At 38.5% G+C, this 12,484-nt stretch carries 19 protein-coding genes, 1 tRNA gene, 1 rRNA gene and 1 pseudogene; 8 read left to right on the top strand and 14 right to left on the bottom strand.

Features of this window, described 5'->3' with window-relative positions:
• Positions 1–4 precede the first annotated feature (4 nt).
• Genes DYY67_RS11545 through DYY67_RS04610 form a run of 3 tightly spaced genes read left to right on the top strand, consistent with a single transcriptional unit; the run spans position 5 to position 1,716 of the window.
• Entirely contained in the window at positions 5–994 is a 990-nt protein-coding gene (locus tag DYY67_RS11545; RefSeq protein WP_320415968.1) for a vWA domain-containing protein, read from the top strand.
• Entirely contained in the window at positions 981–1,349 is a 369-nt protein-coding gene (locus DYY67_RS11550) for a hypothetical protein (protein ID WP_320415969.1), read from the top strand. The genes DYY67_RS11545 and DYY67_RS11550 overlap by 14 nt, the downstream gene beginning before the upstream one ends.
• 1 nt (position 1,350) lies before the next feature.
• On the top strand, positions 1,351–1,716 hold the full coding sequence (locus DYY67_RS04610; protein WP_255492809.1) for an ASCH domain-containing protein: 366 nt from the start codon (positions 1,351–1,353) through the stop codon (positions 1,714–1,716).
• A 113-nt stretch (positions 1,717–1,829) separates the two neighbouring features.
• Here DYY67_RS04610 and fsa read toward each other — a convergent pair whose 3' ends face one another.
• The 6 genes and pseudogenes from fsa to DYY67_RS10755 all read right to left on the bottom strand — a co-directional run bounded on the left by fsa (position 1,830) and on the right by DYY67_RS10755 (position 4,999).
• Positions 1,830–2,495 carry a fructose-6-phosphate aldolase gene (gene fsa, locus DYY67_RS04615; RefSeq protein ID WP_166391155.1) on the bottom strand — a complete coding sequence of 222 codons (666 nt, stop codon included), beginning with the start codon at positions 2,493–2,495 and terminating at the stop codon, positions 1,830–1,832.
• A pseudogene (locus DYY67_RS04620) lies at positions 2,492–3,443 on the bottom strand (transketolase family protein). Before DYY67_RS04620 ends, fsa begins: the two are co-directional and overlap by 4 nt.
• A 14-nt stretch (positions 3,444–3,457) precedes the next feature.
• Positions 3,458–3,691, bottom strand: coding sequence for a hypothetical protein (locus DYY67_RS10745; RefSeq protein ID WP_255492810.1), 234 nt, complete (start codon positions 3,689–3,691; stop codon positions 3,458–3,460).
• Positions 3,678–4,061 carry a hypothetical protein gene (locus DYY67_RS10750; protein WP_255492811.1) on the bottom strand — a complete coding sequence of 128 codons (384 nt, stop codon included), beginning with the start codon at positions 4,059–4,061 and terminating at the stop codon, positions 3,678–3,680. The genes DYY67_RS10745 and DYY67_RS10750 overlap by 14 nt, the downstream gene beginning before the upstream one ends.
• Complete coding sequence (locus DYY67_RS11890) at positions 4,051–4,155, bottom strand: hypothetical protein (RefSeq protein WP_445082574.1); 105 nt, start codon at positions 4,153–4,155, stop codon at positions 4,051–4,053. Before DYY67_RS11890 ends, DYY67_RS10750 begins: the two co-directional genes overlap by 11 nt.
• A gap of 19 nt (positions 4,156–4,174) precedes the next feature.
• A complete protein-coding gene (locus tag DYY67_RS10755; RefSeq protein ID WP_255492812.1) occupies positions 4,175–4,999 on the bottom strand; it encodes a transketolase in 825 nt (274 codons plus the stop codon).
• Between the two features lie 256 nt (positions 5,000–5,255).
• Here DYY67_RS10755 and DYY67_RS04630 point away from each other — a divergent pair, with 256 nt between their 5' ends.
• On the top strand, positions 5,256–5,525 hold the full coding sequence (locus DYY67_RS04630; protein ID WP_166391157.1) for a hypothetical protein: 270 nt from the start codon (positions 5,256–5,258) through the stop codon (positions 5,523–5,525).
• Positions 5,526–5,673: 148 nt separating this feature from the next.
• On the opposite strand, the gene DYY67_RS10760 is transcribed toward DYY67_RS04630, so the two are convergent.
• A complete protein-coding gene (locus DYY67_RS10760; protein ID WP_255492813.1) occupies positions 5,674–5,802 on the bottom strand; it encodes a hypothetical protein in 129 nt (42 codons plus the stop codon).
• 55 nt (positions 5,803–5,857) lie between these two features.
• Here DYY67_RS10760 and DYY67_RS04635 point away from each other — a divergent pair, with 55 nt between their 5' ends.
• Positions 5,858–6,076, top strand: coding sequence for a hypothetical protein (locus DYY67_RS04635; RefSeq protein ID WP_166391159.1), 219 nt, complete (start codon positions 5,858–5,860; stop codon positions 6,074–6,076).
• 40 nt (positions 6,077–6,116) lie between these two features.
• Here DYY67_RS04635 and rrf read toward each other — a convergent pair.
• Positions 6,117–6,236 (bottom strand): 5S ribosomal RNA (rrf, locus tag DYY67_RS04640).
• 73 nt (positions 6,237–6,309) lie between these two features.
• Here rrf and DYY67_RS04645 point away from each other — a divergent pair.
• Entirely contained in the window at positions 6,310–8,094 is a 1,785-nt protein-coding gene (locus DYY67_RS04645) for a ribosome biogenesis/translation initiation ATPase RLI (protein ID WP_166391161.1), read from the top strand.
• Positions 8,095–8,099: 5 nt separating this feature from the next.
• A complete protein-coding gene (locus DYY67_RS04650; protein WP_166391163.1) occupies positions 8,100–8,927 on the top strand; it encodes a class I SAM-dependent methyltransferase in 828 nt (275 codons plus the stop codon).
• On the opposite strand, the gene DYY67_RS04655 is transcribed toward DYY67_RS04650, so the two are convergent.
• From DYY67_RS04655 to DYY67_RS10770, 4 genes are all read right to left on the bottom strand, one after another.
• Complete coding sequence (locus DYY67_RS04655; RefSeq protein WP_166391165.1) at positions 8,928–9,152, bottom strand: transcriptional regulator; 225 nt, start codon at positions 9,150–9,152, stop codon at positions 8,928–8,930.
• A gap of 36 nt (positions 9,153–9,188) precedes the next feature.
• Positions 9,189–9,689 (bottom strand): ribosomal protein S18-alanine N-acetyltransferase, encoded by a 501-nt coding sequence (gene rimI / locus DYY67_RS04660; RefSeq protein WP_166391167.1) that lies wholly within the window; start codon positions 9,687–9,689, stop codon positions 9,189–9,191.
• 102 nt (positions 9,690–9,791) lie between these two features.
• Entirely contained in the window at positions 9,792–10,241 is a 450-nt protein-coding gene (locus DYY67_RS10765) for a hypothetical protein (protein ID WP_255492814.1), read from the bottom strand.
• Positions 10,180–10,596, bottom strand: coding sequence for a hypothetical protein (locus tag DYY67_RS10770; protein ID WP_255492815.1), 417 nt, complete (start codon positions 10,594–10,596; stop codon positions 10,180–10,182). Before DYY67_RS10770 ends, DYY67_RS10765 begins: the two co-directional genes overlap by 62 nt.
• 335 nt (positions 10,597–10,931) lie before the next feature.
• On the opposite strand from DYY67_RS10770, the gene pyrE reads away from it, so the two are divergent.
• The gene (gene pyrE, locus DYY67_RS04670; protein WP_166391169.1) at positions 10,932–11,540 is read left to right on the top strand and encodes an orotate phosphoribosyltransferase; all 609 of its coding nucleotides are present in this window, start codon (positions 10,932–10,934) and stop codon (positions 11,538–11,540) included.
• Between the two features lie 18 nt (positions 11,541–11,558).
• Here the strand turns inward: pyrE and DYY67_RS04675 are convergent, their stop codons facing one another.
• Both DYY67_RS04675 and DYY67_RS04680 read right to left on the bottom strand, forming a co-directional pair.
• Positions 11,559–12,122 carry a TATA-box-binding protein gene (locus DYY67_RS04675; RefSeq protein ID WP_166391171.1) on the bottom strand — a complete coding sequence of 188 codons (564 nt, stop codon included), beginning with the start codon at positions 12,120–12,122 and terminating at the stop codon, positions 11,559–11,561.
• 285 nt (positions 12,123–12,407) lie between these two features.
• Positions 12,408–12,481, bottom strand: a tRNA-Ile gene (locus DYY67_RS04680).
• Positions 12,482–12,484 lie beyond the last annotated feature (3 nt).

Genomic DNA, 12,484 nt, shown 5'->3' on the forward strand with positions numbered 1-12,484 from the left:
AGCAATGAGAATAAGGCATTCAACTAAAATTCTAAGCAATGATCACGCATTTGGATTTATACTAAATACATTAGAAACGAGAAGAATAGAGACCATAGGCAGAGAATATTGGCAGGGGATGGATGAAGAAATAATATTCAATTACGGATTTGCGTGGTTGTACAGACCATTACTCAATTCATTGTATGGTCACAATAGACTTGTCGAGGGATTTACACAGTATTTCCTGTTGGGAGACATAAAGGGAGAGATGCCTCCGAGTGCATTTGAGAAAATTCAGAAAGCGGCAAAAATAGCTAATGAGGCAATAAAAGAAGCAGTGGAGAAAAAATATGGAACTGATTGGATGGAAAAGAAGGCTTCTGAAATTATCAGATCTTTGGAAATTGATCCGCTTCTTACTATTCCCATCTCCATACCAAAAATTGCCTCAGGAATTGCCATGACAGAGCAGGAATTCATGAGAACACTGAACAAGGTTTCAAAATACAGAGAAAGTGACTTTGGAGAACTAGATCCAACAAAAATTACAGAAGGAAAACAGGTATTTGATGAATTCAAGGTCTTGCTTGAAGAAGCAAAAAGGAGTGAAAATAAGGGTCTAACAACGGATGTCATAGGCATTAGCATTCCTGCTTTAACAAATGTGGATGAAACTAGAATCTACGATACCGATTTGATCAATAATCTAAAAGCTAAATTCAAAGAATGGAAGTCAGGCTGGAAAGAACAACATTTGGTTACAGGGGACGAATTTGACCAGGAGACCTACATGGAAGGCCACAAACCATTCATCGCAGACAAGAAGATAGCAATCAAGACAAGAATATTCATACTTCTTGATCACTCTTCTAGCATAGCTGAGCAAGAAATACAGTACAAAAAAGCAACGCTTGCTCTTTGCGAAGTTTTAGACTTTTTAAAAGTACAGTTTTCAGTGTATGCGTTTAACACAGAACAGAAACAAGTAACAGTGTTGGATGATAAAACCTGAAAACTTGCAGTGGAATAATACTGCGGCAAAGAGACTTGCACAAATAAAGGCCAACGGCAGTACTCCGTTAGCTGAAGTTTACAATCTCTTACTGCCCACAATACGTTCAAAAAAACCTGACATCTTTCTTACACTAACCGATGGAGAGCCATCAGATCCAGATGCTGTCAGATCAATAATGAGAGATTTCAAGCTGCTAGGAATAAAGATGGTAGCAATAGGTGTTGGTTCCGATACAGGATATTCGATCACAATAGCAAACAACTTGAGAAGATTAGGCTACGAACGTACTCTTGCTGTAAGCAGATTAAATGAGATTCCAAAGCGAGTCCTAAATGTACTAGGAACAGACTGACATGAAATGTCTGTCAGTCTCTCAACCATACGCAGATCTCATAATTCAGGGCAAGAAAACTGTCGAGTTGAGAACATGGAACACCAAATTCAGAGGCGAATTTCTTGTGCATGCGCCACTTGTAATAAAAACAGAGGTTTGCAAAAAACTAGGAATTGACAAAGAGAGCCTTAGAACTGGGGTAATAATAGGCAGAGCAGAACTTTATGATGTCAAGGTATACAATACTGCAAAAGAGCTAAAGTCTGATTACAGTAAACACTTGGCAAGTAGTGAATTTCTTGACCACAAGTATGGATTTTTATTGAAAAATCCAAAAGAGCTTAGAGTGCCAATCCCATACAAAGGAAGTCTAGGGATTTTTTGAGGCCAAGCCGCATTCCAAGACAGACTCCAATGATATCAAATCAGAACTATTTGATGAAGGAATACAGATACCAGTGGATTGGAAAGCATTGACAATTAGCTATTCAGTTCTAGCTAAATTCTGATGTTTGGATTTTCTTTCTTGAGTTTTTCCCAGTCTGCAAGGAAATTCTTTAGGCCTATGTCAGTTAGTGGGTGTTTTAGCATCTTTCCCAATACATCAGGAGGTAAGGTTACTACATCTGCCCCAATCTTTGCTGCCTCTACAACATGCATTGGGTGCCTTACGCTTGCAACTAGAATCTGTGTGCTAAATTTGTAATTTTGAAACACTTCATGAATTTCTCGAATCAAATGAATTCCATCCTGACCATTATCGTCCAATCTTCCGATAAATGGACTCACATATTTTGCCCCTGCCTTTGCGGACAATATGGCTTGATTTACGGAAAAACAAAGAGTCACATTAACAGGTATTCCTTCAGATGTTAGAATTTTACATGCCTTGAGGCCTTCTGCAGTTAGTGGACATTTTACAACAACATTTTTGCCATATTTTTGAAGACGTCTTCCTTCATCTATCATTCCCAAAGTCTCCGTACTGACTACCTCTAGGCTTACATCTCCTTTTACAGTTCGAACAATCTCTTCCATTGTTTTTTGTGGATCTCCTCCCTCCTTTGCCAAAAGTGATGGGTTGGTTGTTATTCCATCTACAAGACCCATGTCATTGTACATTTTTATCGAAGCAAGATTTGCAGTATCAAGAAATATCTTCATTGTTTCTTACTCCTGATGTCTTTAACAGCATTAGATATATGAATTGATGTCATACCGTGTTTTTCTAATAACAGTGGAATTTCACTGTCTCGTGCAGATTCGCCAAATTGGTCCTTGGCACCTATTCGTCTCATGTGTACTGGATATCTCTCAGAGATTACCTCAGATACAGCAGAACCAAAACCTCCCATGATATTGTGTTCTTCACATGTAACAATACCACCTGTCTCACGTGCTGCTTTTTCCAAAAGATCAGAATCAATTGGCTTTATTCGAGAACATGTCTATCACTCTGCATGAAATTCCTTCCTGTTTTAACGCATCAGCAGCATCAAGCGCCATCTGTACCATTATTCCACATGCTGCAATGGTACAATCAGCGCCATCACGCAATACAATTCCTTTTCCCAGTTGGAATTCTTGGTCTTGTGAATGTATGATTGGTGATTTTGATCTTGTCAGTCTCATATAAAATGGTCCATATTGTTGTGAGATTAGTCGTGTGAGTTTTTCTACGGCAATCGTGTCTGCAGGAATTAGAACCTTGATGTTTGGAATAGCTCTCATTATTGCAATGTCTTCAATTTGTTGATGAGATCCCCCATCAGCACCCACACTCAAGCCACCATGAGAAACAACCATCTTCACATTTAGTCCATTTTTTCCATTTCTTGTAGGATACGCAATTGCATTTCTTATCTGGTCAACACATCTACCAGGTAGAAAGGCAGCATAGGTACTGGCAAAAGGAATTTTGCCTTCGTTGGCAAGACCAGCTGCAATAGTTACTAGGTTTCCTTCTGCAATTCCCACATTGAAGAATCTATTTGGAAACTTTTTACCAAATGGCTTTGTTTTAAGTGAATCAGTGGTGTCTGCACCTACTACAACCACGTTTGGATTTTCTTCTCCAATCTTGATCAAAGTATCCCCGTAAACTGTTCTCATATCTGCAAATTCTGTCAAGTAAAGCCAGCCTCCTTTGCAATTTGAAGAAGTTCTGTTTTCTTCTTTCCTACTTCGTGAAGATCTATCCACTTGTTTACAAGTTCTGTACCGCCAAGACTGTGAGCTTTATTTATCAAAAGTTTTCTTCTTGCGTGCATCAAGTGCTTTCTGAACTCGGTAATGGTTAGACGTACATCTTTTTGTCCTATTATGGCACTGCCTCCAACAAATACCCTAGCACCGTCCAAGAAGCACGATTCCACGTTTGATAGATCTACTCCCTCCATCTGCCTCAATTAGACCTTGGAAGTTTCGCTCTGCAAGGAATTTTGATATTCTTTGAGTTTTTTCGTGAGTTGATTCAATATATTTTTGACCTGACTTTCCAGGAACAACTGACATTATTATCAACTGGTCCAAATCTGGAATGAATTTTTCAGACCAAGACGGCAATTCTGTGTCAGGATTAATTGCCAGACCAAGACCAATCTCATTTGATCGTAGAATATCATGAATTTCACCAAAGCTTGATTCATCACAAACTTCTGCATGCACTGTGATAATATCGCTGCCAGCATTAGCATAGTCTCTAACATGTTTTACTGGTTCATTTATCATGAAGATGGGTGTCAAATGGAATGTGAGTGATTGGTCGTAGTTGTTTTATTTTTTCATGATCAAATGTTTTGTTAGGGACAAACTGACCATCCATTACATCAAGATGTATAAAGTCAGATCTTCCGATGAGCAGCTCTTTTTACTTCGTTTTCTAGGTTGGTCATGTCCCCTGCAATAATAGACGGGGCGATAAGAAACTGACAGTCAAGCTCTAGATCAATTATTGGAGAGATTTGTGGATTTGGCGCTACACCGTGCCATTTTGGATTATCCTCCATGTGTTCAACTGATTTTCCTTTGATAGTTCGTGCCACAATTAGCGATGGTGTACCCCTAGTCTGCAATGCAGAATGTACTGCCTTTACAACCTGCTCTATGCGATGACCGTCTATTTCTATAACATTCCATCCAAAAGATCTCCACTTGTCACCCACTTTCCACCTTGCTGCATTTTTCCACATTTCAGAGATATCATCACCAACTAGTTCTTCGTCAAGAGGCATGACCCGTTCAGTGTAATCGTCTTGTTGAATGAAATTTCTGTCCAAGAAAACTGTCAAGTTATCAAGTCTAAATTTCGATCCTGCCATGGCTGCCTCCCAGACTTGTCCTTCATCTGATTCGCCATCTCCAATTATAGTGTAAACATGATGATTTTTGCCATCTATTCTTGCTGCAAGTGCCATACCAATTGAAAATGACAGTCCCAGTCCAAGCGAACCTCCACAGAATTCAACTCCTGGACACTTGAAATCTGGGTGACCTTGCAGTCTGCTCCCAAATTTTCTCAGGGTCTCCATTTCAGGCTTGTCAAAGTATCCTGCAACTGCCAAATTTGAAAAAAGTCCAGGAGATGCATGACCTTTTGATAGGACTAACCTGTCCCTGTCCTGCCAGAGAGGGTTTTTTGGATCATAATGAAGGAATTTAGAGTACATACATCCCCATAATTTCAGCCATAGAAAATGATCCACCTGGATGACCAGAACCGGCAGCTGTTATCCCTTTGATGACAAGTTTTCTGGCCTCTCGTACTCTTTTGAGAATGCGATAGTAATTTAGGCCCATATCTGTTCTAAAATTTGAATTTCTAGATAATCATTTTGCGAACTCAAACCCATGATTTTTAGCGCATGTGGAGCCAATAAAAAGTTATTTCACAAAATTTTAATCCAAAGCAAGCCAATTAAAGACATGAACATCAAGGATCTACTACCGATATTGATTTATGATGATAGCTGTTATCATTGCTCAAAATTTGCAAGCATTGCCAAGTCACTTGCAGGAAAAAACATCCTAATTGTTGGTCATTATACTGAGATAGGTAAAGAAATTAAATCAGAGATCTTTCCAAAGGATCACGATTCAACAAGGATGTTTTGGTTTGTGACAGATAAAACAGCATATGGTGGAAGAGCAGGAATTTTACCATTGGTTTTCTTCATACTAAAGCAGAAAATCTAGAAAGACTCCTTTGAAGGACACTCCTCTAATATACGGAAATGATTGTAAAACTACAAAGGCGCTTTTCATGAGAGTAAAGACTCTTCTTTCAAATAGCCAAAAAATACCATTAAAGTAACTTTAGAATTGAACGGAGATAATAACTGAATTAATATCCTCTGCTATTTCGATCAGTGGTTCCAACATTTGGATTCCTAAATCCGTGTTTTTCCATCATGTGGTTGAGAAATCGTATGTCATCGGCAAATTTTTCACCGCAGATTGCACAGTTGGCCATAGATCTATCAAATAAACAGAGATCTTTTTAGTCTTTGTTACGATATAGATAATGTATGGTAGGAACTCAAAAGTTACCTAAACTAACTTTTACCATAGACCCTAACGCCAATGGATATGTAGTAAGTTGTAGCGAGATATCATACCTCTTCACTGACACAGGTTCGGTGGAAGAGATTGACCAGACCATAAGGACACTGATATCAGATTATGTAGAAAGCTTCCCAGATGATGCCCAAAAGAGAGGCATTGACAAGAATATTGCACGCAAGTAGTATGGAAAGGCTCTCCCAACTCTGTTGCATTAGAATAGAAGGGCGCCAGCACTACTGCTTCCCAAGGGCTCTCGCACCTTAGTAACACAGTAGCGACATTGGGTTTGACTTCCGGGTTCGGAATGGGACCGGGTCGGACCCCAACGCTATGGCCGGCTTGATTAGTTTGACAAATAATGTCCTGTATTAATCTTCCTTGATAGAGATATAAATTAAGAATGTCGTGGTTAGCCATGACTCATCGAGTAGCGGTTCTTGATAAGGAATCCTGTCAGACAAAAAAGTGCGGGCTTGAGTGTATCAAATATTGCCCAGTAAACAAATCAGGAGCAGACTGCATAATACTAAACGAAGAGACTGCAAAAGCCCAGATCGATGAAAACATCTGCAATGGATGTGGTATTTGCGTAAAGGTTTGTCCTTTTGATGCAATAACAATTGTCAACCTTGCAGAGGAATTAAAATCAGACAAGATTCACCAATACGGATTAAACTCATTTAGGCTATATCGAATTCCTTCCCTAAAGAAAGGTCAGGTAATGGGTTTGCTTGGAAGGAACGGAATAGGAAAAAGTACAGTAGTAAATATTTTGTCCGGAAATCTCAGACCAAATCTTGGCAATCATTCTTCACCTCCTGAATGGAGTGAGATTTTGAAACATTTCCACGGTACAGAATTGAAGATGCATTTTGAAAAAATCGCAAATAACGATTTGAAGGCCTCCATAAAACCACAACAAGTCTACAATCTTACAAAGGTCTTTGACGGAACTGCAAAAGAATTGCTTGAAAAATATGATGAGCGAAATAAAATTCCTGAGCTTGTGCAAGAACTTGGTTTGCAAAATGCACTAGATACCAAGATATCAGAGTTAAGCGGAGGGGAATTACAGAGAATTGCAGTAGCGGTAGCCGCCTCAAGAGAGGCCGATTTTTACTTTTTTGACGAGCCTTCTTCGTACAATGATGTTTTCCAGAGGATGGGAGTAGCACGCGTTATACAGAATCTTGCAAAAATGGAAAAAAGTGTCATGGTGGTTGAACATGACCTGACTTTGCTAGATTATCTCAGTGACTTTATTGAGATTGTCTATGGAGAGCCTGCAGCATATGGAATAGTTGCAAACATGCTTTCAACAAAAATTGGAATAAACGTCTTCTTGGATGGCTATCTACCCAATGAGAATGTGAGGTTCAGAGATGTGGCATTTAGATTTGACGCATCCACGTCAACAGATGAATTCGTCATGGCAGAAAATATTGTCGAATACCCTGCATTAGAGAAGAAATTTGCCAACTTTTCTCTAACAATTGATGCAGGCATAATCCGAAAGAGCGAGGTACTTGGAATAGTTGGTGCAAATGCGTTGGGAAAGACAACCATGATGAAGATGATAGCTGGCGTTGAGAACATAGATTCTGGAACTATAGATACCAAAATCAAGATAGCTTACAAGCCACAGTATCTTTCAAATGATTATGACGTAGAAGTTATCGCCTTATTAGAAAAAGCAAACAATGGAGGCATTGACGGAACAACAGAAGAAGAGATTATTCTCAATCCCATGAAAATTAAAAAACTTTACAATAAATCAGTTAAAAATTTGTCAGGTGGCGAACTTCAAAAAGTAGCAATTGCCGCATGTTTATTACAAAAAGTTGATCTGTATGCACTTGACGAGCCTTCTGCGTTTCTTGATGTAGAAGACAGAATTGCAATGGCAAAATTAATTCAGAGGTTTGTTCGCTCGTATGGAAAATCAGCAATAATAATTGATCATGATATACAGCTTATGGATTTGATTTCAGATTCTCTTGTAATATTCCATGGTAACCCCGGTAGAGAAGGACATGCCACATCCCCAATGCCAAAATCTGAAGGAATGAATCAATTTTTGAGGTCACTTGAGATTACCTATCGAAGAGACGAAACAAGCATGAGGCCCAGAGTAAACAAATCAGAAAGTAGGTTAGATAGAGAACAAAAACAATCTGGGCATTTCTATTATAGAAATTGACAAAGATGCTAAAACAAGCAATGGCAAGCATATTGACACCAGAGGAAACTGAAGAGCTGTATGGTGCCTTTGACCAGATAGGAAGCATAATAATATTAAGAATCCCAGACGCCCTACTTTCCAAAAAAAAACTAATAGGCGAAATTCTTTTGGAGAAGGTGAAAACTGCCAAGTCAATCTTTTATCAATCGTCTCCAGTAGAAGGCGATTACAGAATTCGTCAACTAGAGTTGCTTGCCGGAGAAGACAACACAGTGACAGAATACAAAGAACATGGCTGCAGATTTAAGGTGGATGTTGAAAAGACATTTTTTTCGCCCAGACTTGCAACTGAACGTCTCAGAATAGCTGATTTGGTAAAAGACGGAGAAGTAATCATCAATATGTTTGGCGGAGTAGGAATGTTTTCCATAGTTGCTGCAAAAAAGAAAAAATGTCATGTTTACAACATAGACATAAACCCACATGCCGCAAGACTCTGTTCAGAAAATGTCATTCTTAACAAGTTAAAGGGTACAGTTGAGTCAATAGAAGGAGACGCTACAGAGATCATAGAAAAACAGCTAGTCGGCAAAGGAGATAGAGTTCTGATGTTGCTTCCTGAGAGATCAGATGAATTTCTTGATATCGCAATAAAGGCATTAAAACAGAAAGGAGTACTGCACTATTATTGTCACATACATTCAGATAAAAAAAATCAGCTCAAAGAAGTAGTTACTAATCACTTTTTATCAGTTGTAAAGGTCAAATCAGAAGTACTTGGCTCAAAAATTGTCAGACCTGTAGGTCCAAGGTTTTATCAGGCAGTAGTAGATGCCGTAATATCCAAATGATTATTTTTTTTCGTCAGTTATGAAAGAAGAGGGCGACGGCCTGGATGTTGCCATGTTATATCCAATCCAAGATATTACTCCCAAAATTCCTCCCACTGCCATAAGCACTGAGAGTTGAAGCACTATTGGGCTCCATTCTGAAAGCATCAACAAATATGCATATACAAAGAATCCACCTATTGATAAGACAAAGATCATTATTCCCACAGAACGTCGTTTTGCCATAACGCTAAACACTTTTGCAGAGTTATTTATTTTAATCTAGTATGAGAACTCAATTGTCATAAGATACGCGTCTTCGCCATCTCTGTAGTATGCCTTTAGTCTCTGTTTTATTATAAAACCAAGTTTTTCATACAGTTTTATCGCTTCATTATTGCTGCATCTTACCTCAAGATACAATTCATCCGATCTCTTTAGTTTTACACCAGATATAGCTTCCTCAACTAGTGCCCTGCCAATTCCTTTTTGCCTGTGTTCAGGCAAAACTGCAATAGATACAACATGGCCTTTTTTTACAAATCCAAGTTTTTTGAAATTTGAAAAGCCATACTCAATCTTGCACATTATGTATCCAATCAATTTTTTTTCAGCCTCAGCCACAAGAAATGCTTCTGGTAGCTCAGCAAGCAAGCTTTCATAGAAATAATCCGAATAGTGCTCCGGGAGAGTTTTCATGTTGATTTCCATTACAGGTATTATGTCAGAAGGATCGCATCTTCGAATTACGCAATTACCAATGTCTCTGAGAGCCACTTGCATTACGAGAATACTTGAATTATTAATTATTTAACTTTAAGCAAAATAAAAGAATCAATGTAAACGTATTATGGAAATATTGAGTAGGCTTTTCCGTTTTCCATGTTACCTAAGTAGAACATGTGAACCATCTGATGCTATAACAGCTTTTTGTCTCTCACCATATGTTTTGAGCACATACTCCATTGATTCTTTGGTTCCCCCAAATGGAATCATTGCAAGTTTATCTTTTGCATAATGATGTGGCAATACAGAGACGATCCCAATCTTGAATTGTTTTTGAATCTCAGTTAAGAAAAGAAGATTCTCCATTCCATCAATATACTTGGCAGGGCTTTTTAATCGGTCCAAACTCATGCTGCCTTCGGTATATTGAAGAAGGGCTTCTGATCCCAAGCCATTTTTACATTCAGCCAAAAGTATTGCAAGACCTTCTTCTTTTACAGCGTTTGCACAATTCCACAATGCAGAAAGTGATCTGTTCAATGTTTCATTACTTGCTTCCTTGCCAGTGCTGATAAACAGTATCCTGTGTTTTCCTACATCGTTTATCATTGCAGAAGACAGAGATTTTGAGAGTGTCCATTGTCGAAGAAGGATGCCCTGCAGATACATCAACTATTCCTGATGAATTTGCAACTACCTCAAGCGAGGATATCTCAAACCCATCGGTGAATTTTTTTGCCACCTCAATAGTTGACAAATCTTCCCCAGGATGTGGCAAGTTTCCAATTTTCTTTTCATATGCATGCAACATCTGTTCTTTTCCAAATCTTCGCAATAATTTTGTAGAGACTGTACTATATCCAAATAATCCATCAAATTCCATTTCACCGACAAACATAAGATTTGTACCAGTTAGCTGAGAATTGTTAAATTCAGAAATTGATATGGAAGGATCCGAGAACATGTTTTTGACAAGGTGTAGATTGGATTTATCTACAAGAATCCTGGGTTTGGGAAGTGATTTTTGATTGCAGATTTCCAACAGACTGGAGATTACTTTTTGAACTGCTTTTGTGGATTCTAAAATGACAATCTCAGTTGGTTTTGTAAGATCTATTGACTGTAATTTTGAAACAATGTCAGAATCAGCTCAAATGTGTGCCCTCTGACCCTATTTGTCGCTCAAGGTTTTCGACCTTTATGTCCAATACAACCTCTGTCGGGCCATAGCTAAGCCAAATTTCAGGCATACCATACCGATGGGACAGTTAAAATAAATCTAGTTCGGTAAATTTTGCTGTGGATTTTGTCAAAGAATTTGCAATATTTTTACAGGAAAGTACTGCCATAAAGTTTGGAGATTTCAACCTTTCCAGCGGAAAGAAGAGTGCATATTACATTGATCTTCGAATAATACCAAGTTTTCCGCACCAATTTAGAAAGATGATAAAACATCTTCAAAACAACATAGCTGAGAAAATCGGTCTTGATAGTTTTGATTGTATTGCATCAGTGCCAACATCTGGGCTTGTGATAGCTTCTGCTTTAGCAATAGAAACAGTAAAGCCGCTTGTATACATCAGACAAAAACCAAAAGACTATGGCACAGGCAGCCTAATAGAGGGAAAGATAACACAGGGAACAAAGATACTGCTTGTTGATGATGTTGGAACAACAGGACAGTCACTAATTAATGCCATAAAGGCACTAAAGGAAGCCAAAATGATTGTAACTGATGCATTTGTTATAGTAAATAGATTTGAGGGCGCAAGAGAACTTTTGGCTTCAGAAGGCGTAAAATTACATGAAGTTATGGACGTGATACAAATCTCAAGTCTATTATATGATGAAAAACTACTTGATGAGCAAACGTTTGAGCGAATCAAAAAACAAATGAATGCGTCCTAAGGCAAAAAAGCCGAGTATTTAGCTTTCGTAGATCATTAGTTCTTTTTCTTCAAGTAGTGTGTGTAGATTATGTACGGCCCGGTATACATCTGACTCTTTTTTCGCTCCGGTACAGACTAATTTTCCAGATGCAAATAGCAAGATGACAGTCTTTGGATCAAGCATTCTGTGTATCAGGCCAGGAAATTGTTCTGGTTCATACATACTCCTAGGCAGGCTTCTTGCCGCCTGTTCTAGGTGTATTTTGCCTCCAAGACTAGCTGAGGCCACTATGTTCTGGATGACTATTACCGCGTCTTTTTTTATCTTGATTCCTCCTTTTCTTAATTTTTGGACTACAGTTCGCACTGCTTTGATTGATTGTTCTTCAGATTTTGCACCGGTGCAAACCATTTTACCTGAACTGAAGATCAGTGTTGCAGTTTTAGGAGATTTTATTCTAAAGACAAGACCCGGAAACTGATCAGGATGATATTCAACATCAGGAAAAGTTTGAGTAATGACATTAAGATCAATGCGTTGATCAACTGAAGCAGAAGCCACAACATTTTCGATACTGACAATCGGTTTTGTTTGAGGCATTCCGCTCCTTATATATGGGCTTTATATATACTCTGTATCGTTTCATGCAGATGTTCTTTATGTCAAATTTATCAGATCTCTTTTAGATTATTGGCAGCTCAGACAAATGCCTTTACATCATTCATTTCAGCCATAACTCTGATTCCTCATTGCAGCCAAATCAAGATAGTTAACTGATTATTTTAAAATTGGTTTCACGGTTTAAACGAGTGTTGCAAAGTAAATGATTCACTAAAACAAGTTTTCTTTTAGAATACACAACAAAAGTTAATTGAGTTAAATTGATGGGCCCAAAGGGCTTCGATCCCTTGGCTCACCGGTTATGAGCCGGTTACTCTACCAAGCTGAGTTATGGGCCCAAC

Origin of the sequence: Candidatus Nitrosotalea sp. TS (assembly GCF_011319465.1) — an archaeon.
Taxonomy (GTDB): domain Archaea; phylum Thermoproteota; class Nitrososphaeria; order Nitrososphaerales; family Nitrosopumilaceae; genus Nitrosotalea.

What these genes read in the sequence shown, in the direction of transcription:
- DYY67_RS11545 (WP_320415968.1), top strand. Translation starts at nt 5, where the DNA reads ATGAGAATAAGGCATTCAACTAAAATTCTAAGCAATGATCACGCATTT.
- DYY67_RS11550 (WP_320415969.1), top strand. Translation starts at nt 981, where the DNA reads ATGATAAAACCTGAAAACTTGCAGTGGAATAATACTGCGGCAAAGAGA.
- DYY67_RS04610 (WP_255492809.1), top strand. Translation starts at nt 1,351, where the DNA reads ATGAAATGTCTGTCAGTCTCTCAACCATACGCAGATCTCATAATTCAG.
- fsa (WP_166391155.1), bottom strand. Translation starts at nt 2,495, where the DNA reads ATGAAGATATTTCTTGATACTGCAAATCTTGCTTCGATAAAAATGTAC.
- DYY67_RS10750 (WP_255492811.1), bottom strand. Translation starts at nt 4,061, where the DNA reads ATGATAAATGAACCAGTAAAACATGTTAGAGACTATGCTAATGCTGGC.
- DYY67_RS11890 (WP_445082574.1), bottom strand. Translation starts at nt 4,155, where the DNA reads ATGGATGGTCAGTTTGTCCCTAACAAAACATTTGATCATGAAAAAATA.
- DYY67_RS10755 (WP_255492812.1), bottom strand. Translation starts at nt 4,999, where the DNA reads ATGTACTCTAAATTCCTTCATTATGATCCAAAAAACCCTCTCTGGCAG.
- DYY67_RS04630 (WP_166391157.1), top strand. Translation starts at nt 5,256, where the DNA reads ATGAACATCAAGGATCTACTACCGATATTGATTTATGATGATAGCTGT.
- DYY67_RS10760 (WP_255492813.1), bottom strand. Translation starts at nt 5,802, where the DNA reads ATGGCCAACTGTGCAATCTGCGGTGAAAAATTTGCCGATGACATACGA.
- DYY67_RS04635 (WP_166391159.1), top strand. Translation starts at nt 5,858, where the DNA reads ATGGTAGGAACTCAAAAGTTACCTAAACTAACTTTTACCATAGACCCT.
- DYY67_RS04645 (WP_166391161.1), top strand. Translation starts at nt 6,310, where the DNA reads ATGACTCATCGAGTAGCGGTTCTTGATAAGGAATCCTGTCAGACAAAA.
- DYY67_RS04650 (WP_166391163.1), top strand. Translation starts at nt 8,100, where the DNA reads ATGCTAAAACAAGCAATGGCAAGCATATTGACACCAGAGGAAACTGAA.
- DYY67_RS04655 (WP_166391165.1), bottom strand. Translation starts at nt 9,152, where the DNA reads ATGGCAAAACGACGTTCTGTGGGAATAATGATCTTTGTCTTATCAATA.
- rimI (WP_166391167.1), bottom strand. Translation starts at nt 9,689, where the DNA reads ATGCAAGTGGCTCTCAGAGACATTGGTAATTGCGTAATTCGAAGATGC.
- DYY67_RS10765 (WP_255492814.1), bottom strand. Translation starts at nt 10,241, where the DNA reads ATGATAAACGATGTAGGAAAACACAGGATACTGTTTATCAGCACTGGC.
- DYY67_RS10770 (WP_255492815.1), bottom strand. Translation starts at nt 10,596, where the DNA reads ATGTTCTCGGATCCTTCCATATCAATTTCTGAATTTAACAATTCTCAG.
- DYY67_RS04675 (WP_166391171.1), bottom strand. Translation starts at nt 12,122, where the DNA reads ATGCCTCAAACAAAACCGATTGTCAGTATCGAAAATGTTGTGGCTTCT.